The sequence below is a fragment of the Paenibacillus sp. SC116 genome, from assembly GCF_024733555.1.
GTDB lineage: Bacteria > Bacillota > Bacilli > Paenibacillales > Paenibacillaceae > Paenibacillus_B.
This window is the reverse complement of record NZ_JANIOF010000001.1, coordinates 305,044-328,371: the sequence shown is the minus strand read 5'-3', so window position 1 is coordinate 328,371 and position 23,328 is coordinate 305,044. Positions and strand designations below refer to the sequence as shown.

18 protein-coding genes are annotated in these 23,328 nt (G+C 42.7%); 2 read left to right on the top strand and 16 right to left on the bottom strand.

The genetic code is table 11. The annotated features are described in order from the left end of the window. Positions 1-33 precede the first annotated feature (33 nt). The 7 genes from NQ117_RS01170 to NQ117_RS01140 all read right to left on the bottom strand — a co-directional run bounded on the left by NQ117_RS01170 (position 34) and on the right by NQ117_RS01140 (position 11,298). A complete protein-coding gene (locus tag NQ117_RS01170; RefSeq protein WP_258276203.1) occupies positions 34-612 on the bottom strand; it encodes a TetR/AcrR family transcriptional regulator in 579 nt (192 codons plus the stop codon). A gap of 263 nt (positions 613-875) precedes the next feature. Further along, a complete protein-coding gene (locus tag NQ117_RS01165) occupies positions 876-1,040 on the bottom strand; it encodes a hypothetical protein (protein ID WP_258276202.1) in 165 nt (54 codons plus the stop codon). A gap of 70 nt (positions 1,041-1,110) precedes the next feature. Beyond that, a complete protein-coding gene (locus NQ117_RS01160) occupies positions 1,111-2,040 on the bottom strand; it encodes a serine hydrolase domain-containing protein (protein ID WP_258276201.1) in 930 nt (309 codons plus the stop codon). A gap of 117 nt (positions 2,041-2,157) precedes the next feature. Continuing rightward, positions 2,158-3,357, bottom strand: a complete 1,200-nt coding sequence (locus NQ117_RS01155; protein ID WP_258276200.1) for an oxalate decarboxylase family bicupin — start codon at positions 3,355-3,357, stop codon at positions 2,158-2,160. Positions 3,358-3,924: 567 nt separating this feature from the next. After that, positions 3,925-9,048, bottom strand: a complete 5,124-nt coding sequence (locus NQ117_RS01150) for an S-layer homology domain-containing protein (RefSeq protein WP_258276199.1) — start codon at positions 9,046-9,048, stop codon at positions 3,925-3,927. 236 nt (positions 9,049-9,284) lie between these two features. Next, on the bottom strand, positions 9,285-9,992 hold the full coding sequence (locus tag NQ117_RS01145) for a GGDEF domain-containing protein (protein WP_258276198.1): 708 nt from the start codon (positions 9,990-9,992) through the stop codon (positions 9,285-9,287). A 184-nt stretch (positions 9,993-10,176) separates the two neighbouring features. Further along, positions 10,177-11,298 (bottom strand): response regulator, encoded by a 1,122-nt coding sequence (locus NQ117_RS01140; RefSeq protein ID WP_258276197.1) that lies wholly within the window; start codon positions 11,296-11,298, stop codon positions 10,177-10,179. Positions 11,299-11,400: 102 nt separating this feature from the next. Between NQ117_RS01140 and NQ117_RS01135 the strand changes: the two genes are divergently transcribed. Next, entirely contained in the window at positions 11,401-14,529 is a 3,129-nt protein-coding gene (locus tag NQ117_RS01135) for an ATP-binding protein (protein WP_258276196.1), read from the top strand. 354 nt (positions 14,530-14,883) lie between these two features. On the opposite strand, the gene NQ117_RS01130 is transcribed toward NQ117_RS01135, so the two are convergent. From NQ117_RS01130 to NQ117_RS01100, 7 genes are all read right to left on the bottom strand, one after another. Next, on the bottom strand, positions 14,884-15,579 hold the full coding sequence (locus NQ117_RS01130) for an aspartate/glutamate racemase family protein (protein ID WP_258276195.1): 696 nt from the start codon (positions 15,577-15,579) through the stop codon (positions 14,884-14,886). A 124-nt stretch (positions 15,580-15,703) separates the two neighbouring features. Continuing rightward, positions 15,704-16,582 (bottom strand): serine/threonine-protein kinase, encoded by an 879-nt coding sequence (locus NQ117_RS01125; protein ID WP_258276194.1) that lies wholly within the window; start codon positions 16,580-16,582, stop codon positions 15,704-15,706. Between the two features lie 67 nt (positions 16,583-16,649). Further along, positions 16,650-17,363, bottom strand: coding sequence for a YjjG family noncanonical pyrimidine nucleotidase (locus NQ117_RS01120; protein WP_258276193.1), 714 nt, complete (start codon positions 17,361-17,363; stop codon positions 16,650-16,652). Positions 17,364-17,420: 57 nt separating this feature from the next. Continuing rightward, a complete protein-coding gene (locus NQ117_RS01115) occupies positions 17,421-17,888 on the bottom strand; it encodes a DMT family transporter (protein WP_258276192.1) in 468 nt (155 codons plus the stop codon). Positions 17,889-17,948: 60 nt separating this feature from the next. Further along, entirely contained in the window at positions 17,949-18,647 is a 699-nt protein-coding gene (locus NQ117_RS01110; protein ID WP_258276191.1) for a Crp/Fnr family transcriptional regulator, read from the bottom strand. 55 nt (positions 18,648-18,702) lie between these two features. Beyond that, positions 18,703-19,128, bottom strand: coding sequence for a DMT family transporter (locus NQ117_RS01105; protein WP_258276190.1), 426 nt, complete (start codon positions 19,126-19,128; stop codon positions 18,703-18,705). A 200-nt stretch (positions 19,129-19,328) separates the two neighbouring features. Further along, entirely contained in the window at positions 19,329-19,676 is a 348-nt protein-coding gene (locus NQ117_RS01100) for a hypothetical protein (protein WP_258276189.1), read from the bottom strand. A 296-nt stretch (positions 19,677-19,972) separates the two neighbouring features. On the opposite strand from NQ117_RS01100, the gene NQ117_RS01095 reads away from it, so the two are divergent. Next, a complete protein-coding gene (locus tag NQ117_RS01095; RefSeq protein WP_258276188.1) occupies positions 19,973-21,451 on the top strand; it encodes an aldehyde dehydrogenase family protein in 1,479 nt (492 codons plus the stop codon). Between the two features lie 159 nt (positions 21,452-21,610). On the opposite strand, the gene NQ117_RS01090 is transcribed toward NQ117_RS01095, so the two are convergent. Continuing rightward, on the bottom strand, positions 21,611-21,817 hold the full coding sequence (locus tag NQ117_RS01090) for a hypothetical protein (RefSeq protein WP_258276187.1): 207 nt from the start codon (positions 21,815-21,817) through the stop codon (positions 21,611-21,613). A 67-nt stretch (positions 21,818-21,884) separates the two neighbouring features. Next, the gene (locus tag NQ117_RS01085) at positions 21,885-23,096 is read right to left on the bottom strand and encodes a macrolide family glycosyltransferase (protein ID WP_258276186.1); all 1,212 of its coding nucleotides are present in this window, start codon (positions 23,094-23,096) and stop codon (positions 21,885-21,887) included. Positions 23,097-23,328 lie beyond the last annotated feature (232 nt).

Below are 23,328 nucleotides of genomic sequence, written 5' to 3'. Positions count from 1 at the left end.
AGTACGTTTTAAATAGGAGCTGGCTCATTAGGTTTACTGTGTCGGCACTGCTGCCTTAACCCCATGGAATAATGTATCAATGACTAACTTTGCAGCTGAACGCTTGGCAACATGCCCACTTTGAACTTGCTGCCACGTCAAAATGAGTATGGAGTAGAACACATTCAATATCCATTCGCTGCTCATATCCTGCCGAATACTTCCCCGCTGCTGCAAGGTTTCAATTACTTCTTTTATTGGCTCCAATATTCTGGCTTCAGCCTCAAGTATTTCTTCATTGCAGAAAAACTGGTGGTCTTGAATAAGAAAATGTATCTTATCTCCATAAGGAATAAGCTCTTCAACTACGGTTGGGATGTAGGTTTCAATATGTTCATCATCTTTCGAAATGTGGCTAAGTATTTCTCCTACAACCTTGATCGAGCGTAACGCCAGCTGTACAAACAATTGCTCTCTGTTTTCTACATAACGGTGCAGTGTAGCAATTCCGATACCTGCAAAATCTGCAATATCATTCATAGAAGCGGTCGGTTTGTTGACCAAGATCTCCGTTGCCGCATCTAGTATCGCATTTAGCCTATTCTCCTTAGCGACAGACCTGGCATTACTCACTTTGGATCCCTGCTTTCGTACGATATGTTATATAAAATGATAGAACATTCTATCATATGATCGTATTTTATATTATATCCCAGCACTTTTCAACTACAGCATGGAGATGTCAACAAACTTATAAGTTAACTAACATCATATAAATAGTGGCTGTGTTACATCTTAATGTTGTTTTAATCCCAAAAGAAAACCGCCCTTTGAAAAAAGGCGGTTAGTTAAACATCGTTTCCCGTTAGTGGCAATAAATACCAGAGCGTGGTTTCCTAATTTTTCTCTAATATAACAAGTGAATAAACTGCTCCACCACCACCTGCACCTGACATAGCACTCTGAGAGACAACCTTCCATCCCTCTTGCAAGAGTTGGTTTAATTCACTTACGTTATTCTTCTTATCGGTAAGATAATAAACTACGATTGACTTTTGCATGATACACCTCCCACCAGCATTCAGTATATCATATATAACATTTCATAATTTCACCCTCTGAATGTACCCATTAACACCCTTCTAAAGACAATATTCTTTTAATGATATCAAGAGGAACTAATGCATCTCCATAAGTATCATTCGTAATCGCAATGACGATGCCTTTGGATGGCACTACACAAATATAATTTCCACCCATGCCCAGTGCATAATAAAATGGCTCCCCAGCCGCAGTCTCTGAAACCCACCAATGTCTGCCGTAGTACCCGAGTTTTTTGTAAGTTAAATATTCAGGTCGGGTCGTTAACGAAATCCATTCTTCACTGATGAGCCGCTTCTTGCCCCATTTTCCCTTGTTCAAATACAGCTGTCCAAATTTGAGCATATCTTGTACAGAAAGATGTATACCAAAGCCGCCTATACGAATTCCTTGCGGATCATCATGCCAAATGTAATTATTAAACTGCAAATGAGCAAACAAATGCTTATCCGCAAATTCATTCGCACTAACATTCGTTACTTTTTGTAAAATGGCAGTTAGTAACTGACTGCAGCCGGAGTTATAATTCATAGATTCGCCAGGCTCACTTATAAGTGGCCGCTCCAGCACAAATCTAATCCAGTTTGGACTATGAATCATTTCGGGCCAGCCATCCCACTCAGTCATCTCTGGCCAATCGAAGCCTGCACTCATCGTAAGAAGATGATCGATCGTAATCAGCTGCTTTCTAGAATCGCTGCTTCGTCTTAATTCGGGGAAAAATTCAATGATCGGAATCGATAGCTCGGGAATCAATCCCTGATCCTTTGCAATGCCAATCAAGCAGGAAGTAAAGCTTTTCGTGCATGAATTGATTTTATGTAGTTTCTTCTCAGACTTGCTATTTTTAAAGTGTTGAAATACAAGAACTCCGTCTCTACTCACTAAACAGCTATGAATCTTTTCATTTTTCAGTACATCCGATAAATGCTTGGTTTCTTCGTGCCACGTGATTTGCAAATGGTTACCCCCATCACTTTTGTGGTACATTACTATTCATCTCGAAATTCTAGCACTTGCGTATATACTAACAAATAAGCCGCAGGTTTCCCAGCGGCTCTTTCATCTTGAGTGATTTTATTTCTCTTTCTTTGGATAATATGAAAATCCAGGATACTTCACGACAGGATACTTCTCTTTGCGCAAAGCATTTATTAACTCAGGCCCTACATGTAAATTATCCGCTACAAGTTGATGCGGCGTTAACGCCATCCATTGATTCAAGGATACATCCGCAAATCGATCACTCTTAAATATTTCAAGAAACCAAAGACTTTGCTCGCCCGTATTTTGCACATAGTGACCATTAGCAAACGGTACATACCCCACATCACCAGCTCGCACGTTAAACGTACGCGCAACCCCATTAGCTGCAAATACCGTCATACGACCCGTTCCTGACAGGTAATATTGCCATTCATCATTATTGGGGTGCCAATGCAGTTCACGCATCGCTCCCGGTTTGACTTCTACCAATGCTGCTGCAATCTTAATCGATATCGGAAAATTGGTAGAATCCACGATTCGAACACTGCCACCCGGTGTAATTAATGGCGTTTGTGCTAGCAGCCGATGAGCAAACGTTTTTGGTACTGTACCGAATGGATCAGGAACTGCTTGCGTTTCGATAGGTCCGGGCACTGCTGCTTGGAATATATATCGCTGTTCTTTGGGGATGTTTGCAAAAGCACTTTCTGGCACTCCAAAATTAGCGGATAAGACATCCTTGGGAGTGTCCGCGAACCAATCCGAAATCGATAATGTGTCGAAATCAGAAAAATGCCCATCGTCAAAAACGAGTAGAAATTCGCAGCCTTCCTCTAATCCTTGAATGGAATGAGGGATTCCAGGTGGGAAATACCATAAGTCTCCTGGCCCAACATCCGCGATAAAATTGCGACCGTCTTGATCGACCGCCGTAATACGCGCTCTGCCTAGAATCATAAAGGACCATTCCGCTTGTGTATGCCAATGCAGCTCACGCACACCGCCTGGAGTCAGACGCATATTTACTCCTGCTATCGTCGTTGCGATTGGCAGTTCCCGAATCGTTACTTGGCGCGACCATCCCCCATGATTCAACTGCATCGGCGCATCAGAGAAAGAAAATCTCATATTAGGCATGGTTCCCGCATCGGTCGCTGGCGGTACAAGCATATCCGGATTTTGCCTATCAAGCATGATGTTTCGAGGTCCCAAATCGGTTGCACCCGCTCCATCGCTGCGAATCGGTTGTGGAATCGGCATCTTTCTATGTTGATGGGGGATATCATTCATGAGGCATCCACTCCTCTCTCCTCTCACAATCAACCATATATACAAAATATGACGCACAACATGGACATTATGTGCTCCGACGGTAAAGTAGCAGTTCTAATGAGCCTTTAATCCTACAAACGTAATGCTTTCCCCATGTCTCTAGCATTGCGGCTACTGCTTAGGCAGAATCTAAGCTTCATTAATTAGTACTAGAAAGTTCCGAGTTAAGATTAGAGACAAAAATGCAGTTATTTTATCTGCAAGTGTACGGATTCGAGTCATTATCCGCAAAAATACAGTTATTTTTGTCTCATTTCCAATTTGAGAGCATAATTGAACAAAATAACTGCATATGTGTCCTTATTTTCGCAAAATGGCGTTTTCTGCTCAAAATAGCTGCACTTTTGTCCTCATCACTTTTATTTAAGCAGCAGCCCCCTCGCACAAAAAACGTCCCTCCATTTATGAAGGGACGTCCTTGAAGTAAACACGAGATTCATCATTTGTGAATATTACACTGTGATTGCACTTCCAATCACTGCCGGATGTGTACTCATTCTCAAGTTATGATTTTACCTTACGTTTTTACTTAATTCGGCTGATCAACGTACTTTTCCACGTTTCGCTGCCATCATCGTTGCGTGTCGATTCATGCGATACAGTTGCTTCTTGTACATCGCCAAAGCCCCAATGGCTTGTCGGCATGTCAGGGAATAAAGGAGTAAGTCCTTTCAACGGACCGCGGTACAACATACGGTTAATCATCGTAACAGCTTCAACGCGATTAATAGTTTGAGATGGTTTAAACGTACCATCTGTATATCCGCCTAGGAACTTGCCACGATATAGCGCTTCGATCGTGTTGCCTGACCAGTGCTCAGACGAATCTGTAAAATGATGCGTTACTGGCGCATACACGTCAAGCTTCAAGAAACGAGCCATAACCGAAGCAAGCTCGCCGCGCGTTACTGGTGCATCTGGACGGAATGTGTTGTCCTTGTATCCGCTGAAATAGCCATGTTTCGTTGCAATTTTTATCGAGTTGGTTGCCCAGTGTCCTGAACGAATATCTGTATAAGATAGTTTGTCGTTACTAACACCACCTGGCTCTGTGAGGCGGGCTACGATGGCCGCAAGCTCCGCACGAGTCAAAAATCCATTCGGTTTGAACTCTTTATCTGGGAAACCAACAATGTAACGCGGATGCTTAAGTGTGCCGAAGCGATCAGAGAACACGTTCACTTTAATTACTGCTTTGGCTTTATTATCGTTATTACCGTTAACAGCAAATTCACCGTGAATGTCGAAGATCGTGTCCGCTGCATTCATTTGCGGCCATTGAATCACAGGTTTGAAGGTATCGCCTTTGCCGCCGGAAATATTAGATACTTTCCATACAATTGTATTTCCAGTTACAACTCCGCCAGCAGCATCTACAACGACAACACCTTCTGGAAGTATGATACGAACTTCCGCAGAAGGAATAGAGCTTGTAGAAACGTTTTTATAACTAATCGTCAGATGGGATTTCTCCCCTTCTTTTACTTTGTTCTTATCGATCTCCATTTGAAGCGCAAGCTTCTGTGTTGGATCCGGTGTCGAAGTACCGCCGCCGTTATTATTATTGTTGTTACTGCTATTATTGCTGTTGATCGGCTTTAGCTTTAGATCATGCCTCACGATTTCTCGTTCAACAGACAACACTGGACTCGTATAAGATTCATAACCCCTCTTCGTAACGACCAGTACATAATCGGTTTCTGGATACACCATGTAAGCATAGAAGCCATTTGCATCGCTCAATTGTTCTGGACTTGCGTTATCATTAGGTTCAAATCCTGCAATTGCAGGCAGCTTGACACCTTGTCCAGGTACAAGTCCTTTCGCGATATTTCTAGGAGTATTCGCGTATTGAAGCGTGACTTTCGCACCTTCAATTACTTTATTCGTAACTGCATCTGTGATCGTGCCGTATGGATCGACCAACTCTGTTGAAATATTCATTTCTCCGGATGCCGATACTTTTACAGGACCACGGCTCACAATAATGGATTGGCCAGGCGCCACTTCGTAACGCACCTCTAGCTCATATTCACCGATTGCGATACCATCAGCATTAAATACGCCTTGCCCTTGCAGTGGAAACGCTTTTGGCGCTCCATTGTGCATCACATATGTGCCATCCTGTTTCTTCAAATAAACGCTAGCTTTGTTAAGAACTTCTGGAGCAAGCACAGATGTGCTGCCGTTCGGCTGCTTGAACAATACGATACCAGTAGCCGTTCTGTCCGAATCAAAGCTTTGATTGCCTGCGCCAGTTACCTCGCCAACTGGCGCCTTTTGCTTGTAGCTAACTGGCGTTGATACGCCGCCGATCATAACATGCTGTGTGACCGTTAAATCATAGGTCACATCGCCTTTAGGAACTATGACGCTATACGCGCCATCTTGATCCGTTATTACGGTTTGATCAAAGTCAACTCCTGGTGTAATTACACCATCACCGTTCAGATCAAGCGTTACTCTAACACTTGCACCTGCCACTGGCTTATTGCTGTCACTTGACGTCACAAGGCCTTTAATGGAAGCCGGCATGAACGTGATCTTAATTTCCTTTTCAGCAGACAATCCAAGTTTGGTGTCGTTTACGACTGCTTTAAGCGGAATCTCTTGTGGAGCTACACCAGTAATCCTTGCAGATTGATACGTTACTTGCGCAATACCATCTGCATTTGTTATCGCTTTGTTTCCGCCAACGAATTGACCCGTATTCCCTGGAGCGCTAAATACAACTTCAACACCCGCAATAGGTTTACCGTTCTCATCTTGCAGCTTCGCCGATAATACAGTGGAAGACTTACCGTCTCCCAAAATGCTGGCTGGATTAGCTGTAAGCGTAAGGTTCGATGTTGCCACCTTAAAGTCATTATCAGCAAGCTTGTCCACCGCTTCTGTCTGTACTACAGCGCCTGCTCCATTAACCGCTACATACGTGACCGCATGCTGCCCTCCGATTACGTTTGCAGGAACGATGTAATCCATGCTTTCCCATTTTTTAAATCCGTCTGCAGCCCATGTATTTGGATTGCTGAGTGTGAGCGAAACGGAAGTACCATTTACAGTTGCTGTTACTCCTTCGGCTGCAATAGAACTAACAGCAGAAAGTTTCAATGGCTGATTTGGGATCGCCTTAGCTGGTTCCGAATCGCCTTCTTGCTTATTTCCTGTCCATCCATTCAGCGCCTTATAGAGTGTAATGGCTACAGTTCCAGGTGATACGCTCGTATTTCCATCTTGGTCAGTCACCATGTATGTAAAGTTATCTTGACCAAATGTAAAGCCAGGATTTGGTGTATAAATCCAAGTCGCGCCTGTCGGATCAGATGGGTCTTTCGTCAAAGATCCGTTTTTGGGATTGGTGATAATCCCGTACGTAATTCCTGTTACGCTCTCACGGTCCGTTCCACGCAAGACGATAGAAACAGAAGGTTGACCTTCATTTGCTTCCACTGTTACGGATTCTGCTACAGGAATACCGTTGTAAGAAATATTGATGCTTCCTGGTTGCTCTGATTGATGCATACCGTCAAATCCATGCCATGGGATGGATACGATGCTGCCATCTGGCAATGTAGGAGACGTTTCGAATTGCAAGCTGCCCAACTCTGCTGCCGTCAATGTCGCCGTACTGCCAGGATTGAGATAGACCGCTCCAGTTACGCTGGACGTATATTTCAATCTTCCCTTGCTTCCTAAATCAGCCGGAACCATAATTTGAACTTGCTCTAATGGGTCACCGTCTTTATCCGTATAAGCAGGTATTGCTGAAAAATCTGCTGTTGTAAAGCTAATCGTTGAACCAATTGTGCCCGACTTATTAACAATACCTACAACAGGCGGTGTATTTATTACAATCGTTACCGTCTTCGATTCGAGCGAATATTGCAGTCCATCAGAACCGCTCCACTTGAAATCGACAACACCCTCAGCATTTGGCGCTGGAATGAACTTGAGTCGATCAAGGTCAGCCGCTGTAATTTCTTGGCCTACAGCAACATCTACTGCTGGACCAGAGGAAGGAACTAAAGCCAGCTTCCCTTTTATAGGATCAGGCAGTGTGTCGATGCGCACTTTTTCAAGCGGCTCATTACCTGGATCAATATAATTCGGTGCAAAATCTCCCGCATTCGTAAATGGAAGCTCCGCATCCCCTGCTTTCATGACTTTGCGAATATCCTTTACTTCAGGGGAACTGTTGACAGTAACCTTAGCATTTTCTACAGCAAACTTTGTCCCGTTGTATCCATTCCACAAGAACTCAACCGTACCGTCAAACCCAGCTGCTACTGGTACAAATGTAAGTTTGTCCAACTCGTTTAATGGAATCAGCTGATTAGCCGTTACCGCCACACCGTTTAATTGAAGCTGCCCTTTTGCCGGATCTGGCAGCGTTACAATCTTCACGCTTTGCAAGTTGTCTCCGTTAGGTGCGCCACCGTTTATTTTGAAATACTTTGACTTGAAGTCATCTGCGGTGAACGCTGTCGGAGCAGAGCGATAAGCTGATTTCGAGATATCTGCCACTAGTGGATCATGTGTGGAGAAGGTTACAACATGCTGAGCTTCACCCGCATTCGTGTTACCTTCTTCCTGACGGCCATTGCCACGATCTTCGAACAAAATAACATTGACGACGTATTCTTTCGAGGGATCAATTGTTCTGTCAGTAATAACGATGTTACTCCAGTCCTCTGTCTTGCCTGTGTCTGCTCCTGGGAACAGTTTCTGCGAGAGACCTAGATTTCGTTCTACCTCTTGATTACCTACTTTCGATTTCTCAATGACATTGACTTCCATCGCATAATTTCCGGGTACTTTCGGAATAAAGCTCGTGTCAATCGTCACTTTGCCGGGCTCTACTTTTAAGTCAGCCTTATCAATTTCACCGGATTTACGAGAACCGCCATCAATAATAAGCTGAGCCCAGTCCACTGTCATCTGCCAGTTCGTGTTAGGTGCATCTGGGCGTACATCTTGATAATAATGGTGAATCGTAATCCCTACATAGTTATCGCCTTGAGTAATGCGATGAAATTCATTCGGCTTGAAATTTAATACGGTCGTATTCCATTTAGCATTTTGACCTGACAATGTACCTAAATATGCTCCTTCGGTAATCTCTTTTTTGTAGCCTGTTCCATTTGGAGAGATACCCGATCCAGCAATACTGTTGTTCCAGTCAGCCGTCGTTTTCCAGGGCGTATACGGACTACCTAACGCGATATCAGCAGCATTCGAAGAGAAATAGACGCGGTCCCATTCTCCATTTTTACTCGCAGCTGCGTTATATTCATCCACATCCAATGCTCGTATGAGCAGCTGTGCGCTTTTTGTAGGAGTTTTGTTTACGTTGGGGATTTTAAATTCAACTGGATACTTGCTATAGTTATCACCGGTTTTATTTTGATTTTTCAAGCCAATATCCAAATCCCCGTCAGCCGCAGAGTTACTTACTCCGCCGCCCCAGTTATCTGAATCGACGAAGAACGTGCCTCCGTCAACTGAAGTTGGAGCCGCAGCCTTAATAGATGCTAGTGGAACCATTATCTGACCACAAAGCAGCACAAAAGTCATCAATAGTGCCCCGATTCGTTTGCCCAATGCCCCCTTTCTTTTTCGATTTGACTTGCTTTGTTGCTTTTCTTCCATATAATTTACTCCCCCGTATAAAAATGCTGGTAGCGACACATATAGTAACATTCGTGACTGAACAATTACTGTACAATCTCTTTTCACATCAAAAAAAGCTCCCCTTCATCTTGAAAGGCAGCTCTCCTACTTCTCTTCCAGCTCATCTATAGTAACAATATATGCTCATAATTGAAAGAAAAATAGTTTAATCTATTTTTCACTTAGATAATTACAAATTAGGTTCATCTTAACATTTATCTACATAGATTTCGGTATTGTCCACCTATTGCTGTGTGTCTGGATACCAGTGTTGTCTCATACTTCTTCCTCCGCTTATTCCACAACATTTGCTTATCAGCCAGTTCAACTAACTGTTCTAGCTGCTTAGGTCTAGCACCTACATGAGAAGAGACGGCAGTTCCAATCGAAAGGGACAATTGAATGTTACCTTGATAAGATATCGATTGAATAGACTTATCCATAAGATGATAGAAAGCCCATACTTCATGCTCGCATTGGCAAGGCACCATGACAACGAACTCATCTCCTCCCCAGCGCACGACAACTTTTTCTGGTATACGAAGCTGTAGCAAACGATCAGCAACCTTGCGCAGCATCTTATCCCCTGTGTTGTGACCATAGTTATCATTAATTTGTTTAAAATGATCAACATCGATGAAATAAACCGCGACTGCCCCATTCGTTCGTTTCGCTCGACGCATAAGCTTACGATATCGTTTGACTGCAACAGTCCGACTGTACGCATTTGTTAAGGAATCGAATTCGATTTTATAACGCAGCATGTCAATATATTTACCAAGGCCCCATGATAATGCAATAAACATACATGAGATCATAGTTAAAGAAATAGAAATTTGATTTAGTGTGGAGAAATATATGTTCAAAGTTACTACCATACAAATAGAAACCAAGCCAAGTATAATTTGGCCTAAATGATTCAATGTCCTCACTCCTATCGTACATGTCTCATCCTATTGTAAATAACAAGTCTGAACATTTTCTAAACTATGTTTCCAACTGTGTACGATGAAAACGAAAAAACCGCCCACTGATTGAACTTTTTCCCGTTGTTAGACATTATCTAACAACGGGAAATGCAGTTCAAGTTATGAGCAGCTTTTCACATTATGTACGTGTTATAAATTGATCATACCATTGCTGGATATTCGCATTAGGCTCAATCCCAAGCTCATCAGATAGACTGTGACATAGTTTATCAAACAATTTCTTCACTTCGTATGTATTCCCTAATTCTGCTTGCAGCTTCATTGCTTCCCATGCAATTTCCTCATTAAACGGATACCGCTCCAACGCTTTTACATAGAGATGGAACGCTTCAAAAAGCTGCCCTTGCTGGGTATGATACTGCGCAAGCTGTGTCGTAAGTACAAGCCATAGCGCCCGCAGCCGTTCACGCTCGCTCTCCGCCCATATGTAATCATAGGATACCAAATAATCTCCACTATATTGAGCAAACAGCTTGTGGTGACGATCGAGTGTCTCCGAACGAACAGGTAAGGACTCAAGCAGCTCTTGTTCCCATTGATCCATATCTAATGAAATCATACCCATCTCTAATCGATAGCCGTTATCCGAATATTTAATTTGGATATCTATATTCAACCGTTTCAACGTTCTCCTCACTTGATACATGGTCGTGTGCAGCAAACTCGAAGCTTTATCTAGTTTACAATCTAACCATAGCGCTTCGAGGATCGAATCCTTGTGCACCGTTTGACTCCGATGAAGCAGCAAATAAGCAAATAGCTCTTGTGCTTTTAGCGTACGCCAGTGAAAGGAATGAACTTGATTCTGATCATCTCTCAAATATAGGCTTTGCATGCAGCATAGTGAATACGTAGAGGTCTTGTTGTCGACGTTCACGGTTTGAAGCTGTTGATTGAGTCTTTGCATCGTGATAGCGATTCTGCTCCGCTGTACCGGTTTAAGTAAGTAGTCGAGCGCATTCACTTCAAAAGCTTGAATCGCATATTCATTGTACGCTGTCACAAACACAATTCGCAGATTAGGCCGCAGCTCCATCAGCTTTTCAGCCAAAACCATTCCATTAATTTCTGGCATTTCAATATCTAGAAAAACAACATCTATCGCTTTACGCTCAGCCAGAACCAACGCCTCTCGCGGATCCTGAATCATAGCTACGATATCGATATCGTCATAATCCTTCAACAGACGGTTCAAGCTATGCAGTGCTAACTTCTCATCGTCTACAAGTACAACTTTCATGAGAATGAGAACTCCTTCCTAAGATATAAGGACCATATACCTATCTTATATAAGAGAATACGAGTGCAGGAAGCGTTATGTTTCTGTCGAATTAAAAGAATTATGATGAAAATTAGAAAAAATGTAATGATTCTTTGTTTATTTTTAGTTGCCATTACAGGCATTCGGCTCGTGTGGCTGTACGCACTCTCCACTCCAAATCAGCCGATAGCCGTTAAAGGCCAATTTGATTTGCGAAATTGGGACTTTGAGCAAAATGGGAGCTTAAAGTTAAATGGAGAGTGGGAATGGTATCCGAACGAATTACTTGACCCAAGTTCACCAAAGCAGATACCAGAGGCGGAATATATCGATGTACCGGGAAACTGGAGTGACGCACATACACCGCCGCAAGGAAGTCCACAAGGTTATGGAAGTTATCAATTGCGCGTTTTGATGGATAGAAGTGATGACCGAATGTACGGTCTGCATATTCCTGCATTGCCAACCTCTTCAGAGGTATTTATAAATGGCAAACGAATCGCTCATTCTGGGAAACCCGCAGCTTCAGCTGATTTGTATTCACCTTGGGGTGTCCCTTACATCGCAAACTTTCAGACTGATAGTGAAGTCGTAGATATTCTCATTCATGTGGCCAACTATGAAAATACATATTCAGGAGGGATTACACAAGGTATTACACTTGGCCCAAGCAATGCGGTTCAGAAAAAAATGTGGATTGCGCTTGGAACGGAAATGACCGTTTTTATCATTATGATCATTCATACGATCTACGTTGCACTTGTCTATTGGATTGGTATACGAATAAAAGGCTTAGTATACTTCGCCCTCTTATCGTTCAGCACCAGCATTTCCATACTGCTGGATGATCATAGGCTGCTGCTTCAGTTCGTAGATATCGACTATTGGTGGTCGCTTAAAATTCAATTTCTAGGTTATTTGGGCTCATCCATCGCACTGTTGCAAATGTCCAAGTCTTTATTTACTGGATTTAAACGTTCAGGCTTAATACGCTTTTTAACGATAATGTGCATGCTTATGTCCTTGTATATTTTCATTGCTCCAATCGAGCTGATAACGCCGCTCATCCCTGTATACACAATCATCTTGTATACCCCATTCCTGATTACCGTCTGGGCGGCGATGAAGGATGTCCTACTAAACAAGGAGGATGCCATTTATTTAGCAATTGGAGTCGTTTGCATTGCAGCTAACTTGTTATGGGGAATTGCCAAAAACGCTGGATACGTAGATATGTATTATTATCCGATCGATATCATTATTTCTTTCTTGGCTTTTGTCGGTTATTGGATAAGAAAATATTACAGCACTTCCGTACAGTTGGCACGTACAACCGATCAACTAACAAAGGAACATGCATTAAAAGACGAATTTCTCGCCAGCACGTCACATGAACTGCGTAATCCGCTGCACAGCATTATTAATATGACGCAAGATGTGCTTGAATCAAATAAGGAGACACTTGGAACAGAGAGTTCGAAACATTTGGAACTCGTCGTTACCGTCGGTCGCCGCATGTCGAACATGCTTACCGATCTGCTCGACATTGCTCGCCTAAGAGAGAAACGCGTTCAGTTGAACATGGCGCCAATTACTATTCAAACGGTCGTATCGGGTGTCATGGATATGCTGAAATATATGACAGCTGCCAAGCCTGTCCGTCTTATCAATGAAATTCCGAGTTCATTTCCGAAGCTGCTTGCTGATGAAGGACGACTCATACAAATATTGTTCAACCTGCTTCATAATGCGATCAAACATACGAGTGAAGGAACGATTTCTGTACGAGCAGAGGTCCGGGGAAATAAAGCGTATATACATGTTGTCGATACTGGAATTGGTATTGAAGAAAATATACAGCACCTGCTATTTTTACCCTACGAACAAGGAAAAGGTAGCTCGGCCAGCGGACTAGGATTAGGTCTGCATATTACGAAGCAGCTTGTTGAGCTGCATGGTGGCACGATTGAATTGCACTCCAAACTAGGAGAAGGTTCTACATTTACCTTTACGTTGTCGCTCGCAGCACTTGATGAAGCTGCTCAGATTGAGAAGACAGTGGACAGTCACAATAATGACGCGGTCAGTGGACTTATTGATTCTTGTGAAATCATTGATAGTTTGAATCCCACATCTGCACAGGCTTCTGTCAATGAAGCTGCTGTCTCAAGTCAGCTTGTTGACCAACATCAAGATCGAGGTGGTGGCATTACCGTGCTGGCAGTTGATGACGACTCCTTGAACTTAGATATTCTTGCCCGAATTTTGCGAGCAGAGCATTATCAAGTAATAACGGCTGCAAGCGCTAATGAGGCACTATCTATCATCCAGTTAAATGAAATAGATCTTGTCATTGCTGATGTGATGATGCCAGGGGTTTCTGGTTATGAACTGACACGTCTTATTCGAAAGCGATATTCCATTTCGGAGCTTCCTATCCTGCTGCTGACAGCACGAAGCGCTCAAATTGACATTGAGACTGGATTCCTCGCTGGGGCAAATGATTATGTAATTAAACCAATGGATTCGATGGAACTGAGATCGAGAGTACGTGCTTTAACCGACTTTAAGCATTCTGTAAATGAAAGACTGAAGATGGAGGCCGCTTGGCTGCAAGCGCAAATTCAACCTCACTTCTTATTCAATACGCTAAATTCGATTGCCGCATTAAGTGATATTGACGTGGACAGAATGCGAGCACTGCTGGAAGAGTTCGGTCACTACTTGCGTGCAAGTTATGATTCTTTAAATGCCAAGCGATTAGTACCGCTAGAACATGAACTCTCTATTGTCCATTCTTATTTATATATTGAGAAGGAACGATTTGAAGACAGATTGCAAGTTCAATGGGAAATAGATGATAGCGTAAATATTCACATCCCTCCTCTCTGCATTCAGCCGATCGTTGAAAATGCGGTACGACATGGGATCATGAAACGTATAAATGGCGGGACGATTACCATTCAAATTGCTTCCTCTCCAGATGGTGTGAACATCTCCATCCGAGACAATGGGATTGGCATGAAAGAAGAGACAGTACACATGCTGCTGGATCCTGCTATCAATCGCAAGTCTGGCATTGGGCTCATCAATACAGATCGGAGATTGAAACAGGCTTATGGAAGCGGCTTGGACATCAGCAGCACGCTCGGAGAAGGCACCACAGTCAGCTTTGTTGTTCCCATTAGAAGGGTCAATATAATAACATAGAAATTCTCCACATAGAAAGAACGGGACACCTCCAAATAAAGAGGGCCCCGTTCTTTTTTCTATTACAAATCCCCTTTACGTTGAGACATACAGATTGATTCTGCATGTGCCTGCAAAGAGGAGAATCTAATTTAAGTGGGCTCGAATCAAACACGATGCAGATTCAACTCTCTAATGTATATAATCTACGATCTCTCTACCTAGAAGCCATCTACCATAAGCGACTTCATCCACCTGCCCTTATCATGAGTTTTCTTTATAGAAAAGGACAGCACATATTAATTTTCTTAATATGAACTGCCCTTCGTTACCCTGTAAATTATGTAGTTTGTTCATCTAGCGCTAGCAGCCCTGCTACTCTACTTCCAAAGCCATTTTTACTGATTCTAACGCATGAATAAATGCCGTATCAAATAATGGAATATCAATATCATCGGATGTTACTAGCAGCCCGATTTCCGTACAGCCCAAAATAATTCCCTCTGCACCGTCATCAATTAGCTTTTTCATCGCACCAATATAGTAGTCCTTAGATTCTTTCCTGAATTCACCTCGGCACAACTCTTCATAAATAATGTTGTGAACCCTTTGCCTATCTGCTTTTTCCGGTACGCTCACTTCAATCCCATGCGACTCTACTCGTGCTATCAAAAAGTCTTCTTCCATCGTATACTTCGTACCTAGTAACCCTACCTTTTTTAGACCTGCCTTTTGAATCTGATTGGCAGTCGCATCTGCAATATGGAGGACAGGAATTGTAATCCTCGCCTCAACTGCTTCAACAACTTTGTGCATCGTATTGGCACCAATCAAAATAAAATCTGCTCCTGCACGCTGTAGGGATTCTGCAGCATTGGCTAAATGCTCCCCTGCACCTTCCCAGTCACCATTTGACTGAAAGCGAGCAATTTCATCAAAATCAACACTGTACATGATACACTTTGCGGAATGCAGCCCACCTAGCCTCTGTTTCACTTGTTCATTGATGATACGGTAATATTGTGCGGAAGATTCCCAGCTCATACCGCCGATGAGACCTATCGTTTTCATACCTAGTTCCTCCGTTCGCTCTACGATATAGAACCTGCAGATGAATCTAAAATAGATTGTTGGCATTAGCATTTGTATAGATCAATGCTAGAGGTTATTAGCTACTATCACAGAAACGTTGGACCTAGTCAACATTTTTTAGTGCGGTGTCCCAGGCTTCCTTTAACACCGCTACATTCGCATATCTTAGTGCTCTATCTTCGCTCACCGCAAGCAATGCAACCTCATGCAGTTCTCTGCCAGCATCCCACTTAGAGAATGAGCGATCTAGTTCACCACCTAGCAAGGCAAATGCCATCGCTCCCATCGTAAATACGTTTGTTCTTTCATCTATAGGCGCACCCAATATGAATTCTTCAGGCGACATAAACCGTTTGGAGCCATAGAACGTACCTAGTGTATTGATTAGCGGCTTCTTATGATAATAATCGATATCGCAAATGTTCATCTCGTTAGTAGTAAAGTTATAAATTAAACTTCCATCATAGAAATCAACCGCGACATAGTTTTTACGCTCCATATGTACATGAAAATCAAAAATGCGATCTAACGAGGCAAGTCTCATCTCGATTGATAATTGTTTAAAACGATAGCACGGAGAATCTGGATGTGTGTACTTCAACGGAGGAGGAAAAGACCAGTGAGGATGCAGCGACTCTCCCTCGATCCATTCAAATACGGTGGCATATCCGGAGCCCGCTTCAAAGTGTTCTATAAGTTTAATTAGAGCCGGATGACTCAATTCCTCATATAACTGAGCAGCAGCTTTTAAATTAGCAACCGCGGCCTCTGATTCACCCGTATAATGCTCCGTCCTTGCACCTGCATACTTAACAAACAATTGTTCACCGTTTCGTTCAATACCGAAGCTGATATTGCCTGAATCCTGTTGATCGAATACTTTAAATACACGTCCTAGCTTCTTCAGCCAGCTGAAATCATGCGCTTCCCGCAATTGAAATACAACGTCATCTAACTCTACGGTAACTAGGTTATTGGTCATACATTTCCCCCTCGAAGTATCTGCAATTAAACTACATGCGTCGCAACTAATAACTTCTAACTATTTATTAACGCGCAACTAGCACATCTCTTTCTACATTCAAAATATGATAGAGCTCATCGAGCTGCTTTATGTGATACGTTGGTGCAATATTCGACGCATTCGATTTCATCTCAGGATTGAACCAGCATGTATCGATCCCTGCTAGCTGACCGCCCTTTATATCCGCGCTTAACGAATCTCCGATAATTAAAGCTTGGTCCGCAGCAAAATGAGGAATACGCTCAAATACGTAATCAAAATATTCTTTCATCGGCTTCTGGAATCCTGTGTCTTCGGATACATAAACCGATTTGAAATATGGCAATAAAGCTGAATCGGTTAATCTTCTATACTGTGTTGTGGACACGCCGTTTGTCACAATATACAAATCATATTTATCGTGCAGATGACGAATCAGTTCGTAGGCTCCATCAATAAGCTGATGTCCCTCTTCTAAAAAGCTGCGATATTTTTGCTCTAGTAAAGCACCATCTACTTCAATCCCATACGCTTTAAAAAGAAGGGCAAAGCGAGTATTCACGACCTCTTCTCGATTCAACGTTCCCTCTTCAAACGCTCGCCAGAGTCGTTGGTTCATTTCCTTATAATACGCCTCAATTTCAGCCGTTAACGCGACGTTCTCATCCTCGAAAAGCAAGCGAAGCGCTAATCGTTCCGCTGCACCAAAGTCCAACAGCGTATCATCTACATCAAATAATAATGTTTTATATGTTTTCACACCGTTCTCTCCTTCTCCTGCAGCAAATAACCTATGTTGCTAGTAATCATATAGCTATCAGACCGCTTTAGCAATCTGCTGGTTGTTACGTTCACCACTTAATTTAAAAACCAAAATCCCCGCTACGATAATGAGTACACCTACCAGCTGCTTGAACGTAAACGGAACCTGCTCCAATCCTAACCAGCCAAGTGAATCCAATAGCAGCGCAAATACGAGCTGTGACGTTAATACGATAGAAATAGCATAGGTAGGGCCAAGCAATCTAACCCCCTTTACAATATTAACAACAACCCCAACGCCGATCATACCACTTAGCCAATACCAGGGCTCCATATTATCCAAATTAAATAGATTCATGCCTTCAAATAATAGGCCAAAAGCAAATGAAGCTAGAAATCCCATACCTAATACTAAGGTAGTCGTCGCCCATGAGCCTGTATGTTCATTTACCTTACTGTTAAATATATTTTGCAGGCCGACCAACGCACCAGATAGAAGTGCTAATAACAAACCTATCATCATCGTCATTTCACTCCCATTTGCTAAATATTGCTGTGATCTCTCACCATATATATCATCCATCTATTCATAAATATTATTTCCAGCTAGCGTGCGAAGTCCCTCTCTATCTTTAACGAGAATACCTCCATTCGCCCGCTCAATTAGTCCCTCTGCACAAAATTGCTTAATGACTCGATTCAAATGTCGATAGCTCGTTCCTATTAAGTTCGCCGCATCCTTTAAATTGACGGCACCCACTTGCCCTTCATATGGAGCATCAGCCTCATCAGATGTAACCGACAATACATAACTAGCCAGTCGAACTTCAACAGGATGCATCAAATTAAAGCTCAGCGAATTCGACTTCACACAATATTTTTGTGTAATAATATCAAGTAAAAATTGCAGCAATGGCGCGTGATCTCTTCCGTACTTATTCAACCAACGATAATGAATGCCGATTGCGAGTACAGGAGAAATGACCTCCACTGTATTCAGAAAATCAATACCTCTAAAATATTCAATTTCACCTAACACCTCTAGCGGCTTCTTAAAAGAGATGATGAGCGCTTTTCCTTCAGCTGATGTTGTAAATACTTTTACTTTGCCTTTAACTAGAATGAACACATAGGGTGAAGATTCCCCCTGCGTACAAATGTATTCTCCCTGTTTAAATCGATGTAACGATAAATGCGGCAGTAACGGTTCATTAAAAATATGCTTGATTTGGTAAGCTTGCAAATATTGTTCGATTTGCTCCTGATCCTTTACTTCTTCCATAATGCCAATCCGCCCCCGACCTACTATACTCTTTCTATTTGTCTATCTCATTTTATCAAATTCCGAGTACAATAACGCCTGCTATCATCATGCCTATACCAATAAACTGCGGAAGCCTCATTTTCTGTTTCTTTACGCCGAACGCTCCTGTGCTATCAATCAAAAAAGTTACACCCAGCTGTGCAATAAGCACGGCTGATACCGTTAAAGTAACACCTATCTGTTGTATCGCGATTATGTTGCCGAAAATAATCACCGCCGCTAAAGCACCACCTGTTAAATAGACAGGCTGCACTTGCTTAAAGCTCTGCCATTTTCCGTCGCGGACAAAAAAGAAGATAATCAATGCTGTTATAAATCCAGTAAATTGCGTAACCGTTGCTGCCTGCCAACTGCCAATGTCTTGGCTAATTCGGGCATTCGCTACTCCTTGTAACGTAATAAATGCCCCACCGATGATTGCAAATAGTATCCCTCGCATGGAATCCGTCTCCCCATTTGGTTTTGATTATATTTAAAAGGAGAACCGAGCACGGGAGGTAGGACATATGTCCTCAAATCGAGAAAATAAATTCTTTTCTGCGAATAGTAAGTACCGCAGCGATCTCGAATACAAAAAAGACGTCTATCACGTAACCATAGGCTACTTCCATAAACGTCTTTTCTCCTATATAGTATGAACTATTTTTTATCCACTTGAAGCAATGAGATCTGTTTAATCGAATACGTATCTTTAATCTTATCCTCGGAGATAAAGTTTAATTTGATAAGACTCGCAATCTTAGACGGGTCAGCTTTGGACAGCATGCGCCAAACGCTCGGATCAACAACTGCTGCATACAGCTTGTTATCGTCAAATTCTTTTCGCTCCTGCCGGACAATTTTCACTTTATAATCGTTAAACTCTAATTCACCAACGCTCCGCTCCGAGCAATGATTAAGTATTTCACCGCGCAGCTCCGTAAGTTCTTGTTCAATCTCTTTCTGCTGCTGCTTGAGTTGATAATATCGTTGTACTTTCTTGTCCACCTTATTCACGCTCCTCGCCTACATATGTATGCCAAGGAAGTTGGTTTAAGACAAAGTGTTGTACAAGCTTGTTACATTTTAAGACACAGCAAGCTGCGCAACTCCATTATAGGGTTAGCTTTCTTATTCAAAATGCAGATAACCGCCGTTAGCTAATCGTATTACGATTATTGAACGGTAATTTCAGTTATTTCGTTCTAGATTCCTTTGAACAATTAATAAGTATTTATGTAGGTCTTTACAGAAACAGCCTATTCGTTCAAATGACATCTTTTCTATAAGGAGCGAAAGATAACATGGAACAACTTACAGTGAATCCGAAAGTACAAGCATTTTTACAAGGCACAAAGAAACTGTATATTAACGGAGAATGGGTGGAATCCGCCCAACACAAAGTTTTCACGACTGTTAATCCCGCTACAGGCAATGTATTAGCTAGCGTTTATGAAGCTCAGGAGGAAGACGTAGACAGAGCCGTAAAAGCGGCAAGAGAAGCATTCGATCACGGAGAATGGTCTCGCTTAAAGCCTGCAGATCGCAGTCGATTCATTTATAAACTTGCTGATTTGATTGAAGAAAATAAACAAGAACTAGCGATATTAGAAACGCTGGACAACGGCAAGCCGCTCCGTGAAACACAGGCGGCGGATATACCTCTTACGATTGAGCATTTCCGTTACTATGCAGGCTGGGCAACGAAGATTACAGGCCAGACGATACCGACGAGCAATCAATTCTTTACATATACAAGACATGAAGCTGTTGGTGTGGTAGGACAAATTATTCCGTGGAACTTCCCGCTCCTTATGGCAGCGTGGAAGCTAGGTGCTGCGCTTGCGACAGGCTGTACGGTTGTATTGAAGCCTGCTGAGCAGACACCCTTATCCGCGCTGTATTTAGCACAATTAGCACATGAAGCTGGATTCCCGAAAGGTGTCATCAACGTCATTCCGGGCTATGGCGAGACGGCTGGTGCGCCGCTTGTAAGACATCCTCAGGTCGATAAGATCGCATTTACAGGCTCCACTTCGGTAGGCAAGATTATTATGCGCGATGCAGCAGATACCGTGAAGAAAGTAACACTGGAGCTGGGCGGCAAGTCGCCTAATATTATTTTCCCAGATGCGGACTTAAGCAAAGCCATACCTGGCGCACTCCAAGGCGTCATGTTCAATCAGGGCCAAGTGTGCTGTGCAGGTTCTCGCCTGTTCATACAGAAGAAACAGTATGATAATGTCGTTTCTGATCTGGTCACTGCTGCAAGGAAAATCAAATTAGGTTCGGGGCTTGATTTAAAGACGGAGATGGGCCCGCTCGTATCTGCTGAGCAGCACTCTACCGTTCAGCGGTATATCGATCAAGGACGTTCTGAAGGTGCGGAGCTACTCACTGGCGGAAGAGTTCCTTATGAGCACGGATATTTTGTTGAGCCGACTATTTTCGCGAATGTGGCTCCTTCGATGACAATAGCACGTGAAGAAATATTCGGCCCAGTAATCTCAGCTTTGCCATACGACTCACTCGATGATCTTGTCGAGCAGGCTAATCAATCGGATTACGGCTTAGCAGCAGGCGTATGGACGCAAGATCTGAAGCGTGCCCATGAAATGGCCGCTAAACTCAGAGCTGGAACAGTATGGGTGAACTGCTACAATGTATTTGATGCGGCAGCTCCATTTGGCGGCTATAAGCAGTCTGGTCTAGGTCGTGAGATGGGCTCTTACGCACTAGATAACTATACCGAAGTAAAGACGGTGTGGGTGAATTTAAATTAGTTTTTTGCATTCAATGAATAATTAAATTGTATCTATAGATTGACAACAAATGAAAAGGGCTCTCCAAACTCCGGAGGGCCCTTCCCTATTTTCAAAAATAAATAATACCTTTTCTGTACTTCATCGTTTATAGCTTGTGTTATTAGCTGTTAGAGTGCCTCAATCTTCGTCCGCAGTCGCTGGTGCAATATGAGCAGATGCCCCTTGGGATGCACCTTGTGACGTTCCAAGTCCTGTACCTTGTGCGGACAATTCTGAAGCGAATTCAGATTGTGTTTCTTCAATATTCACGCCAGGAAACTTATTTAATTTCGTGGATTGAACTTCAGCTTTTGATACTCCACTGTTTGCGTTTGATTGTGTCATAATTGCAGATCCATCCTTCCATAAGGTAATTAGATTCCGTACATTAGGATGGACTACATACCGCTTTTTATACTTTAGAAAATAACGTCATAACATGTTTTGCCGCCGCTTTATGACCACCGGCTTCTCGGAAAGAGTCCCCAATTTTCGCAGCATTCGTTTTATATGAGGCATCTGTTAGTATTTGGAGCAAAGAGGACTTTAACACTTCAGGTGTTAGGCTATTCTTATCTAACATAATGCCTGCTCCTAGTTCCTGAACCCGAGCTGCCACATATGGCTGATCGGTACTTAACGGGATCATGACGAGCGGAACGTTGTAATATAGCCCTTCACTTGTACTATTCATGCCAGCATGAGTAATAAAAGCATCTGCACGCTGAAGAATTTCCAATTGCGGAACATAAGGTTCAATAATGAAATGGGGAGGAATGCTATTGGTAAGCTCGCTTAAGTCGGTATCTTTGCCGCAAGACAATACGAATTGAGCAGGAATGTCTGTAAAGGCTTCAAAACAAAGTTTATAAAATTGTACATCTTTATTTAAGACGGTGCCCATGGAAATATAGACGACTTGTTCATATTTGGAGTGAAGGCGTTCTAGCGGAAAGTCAGGTGCATCTTCGCGCGATGCAATGGAGGGTCCAGTAAATACATAACTGTCGTCAATCAAATCCGCGTAGGGTTGGAAGTAACGGCTTGTAAACACGAGCTTGTGCTCCCCTATTTTCCCCGCGATATCTTCGATGGTAGGGACATCAACGTTATGTTCAGCAGCGATTTGATGAGCAGCTGTCATAATCCGTTCAATTAAGGCAGCAACATCAAAATCTCCAGTATCAATCGGAGGCATTTCTTGATTAGGCACTTTAGGTACCACTAAATGAGTGATTGAGCAAATCGATGGAATACCCAGCTTCTCTGACAAGAGATAGCCTCCCCAGCCGAACATAGAGTCAAACACGATAAAGTCAAAGGAATCATCCTTCGTCAACTTCAAAATTTCAGGTACCTGGTGTTCAATGAGTCCACGAAGCAAATATTCGATAAACTGCAGCGGGTGCTTTACATCCGTAAGACTAAATCCCAATTCCGCAAGCACTTGCTCATTTAATGTGTACGGCCGAAACTGTGCTCCAGTTGACGTAATCTTATTACGAAACTCCTCGGTACACACATAGACGACTTCTTCTCCATGTTCAACAAGCTCTTTCACTAGCCCTAATGTTGGATTAACGTGCCCTTCTGCTGCAATATTAACAAATAGTATGCGTGCCACTTACTCCACCTCCAGGATTTGATGAGGCAAGCTCACTTCTGCATGGTCATGCTGAAAATGTGAGGATGATCAGTGATCTGGCCCCCGTGATTGTAAAGCTTCACGATGGTAATAACCACCATATGTCTATGATAAATGAGGTTGACATGAGCAGCAATGTGTTCACCCCGACTAAACGTATTGATTTCGTTGATTTTGCGAAAATGTTCACAAATAAAAATAAGCGGCTGCC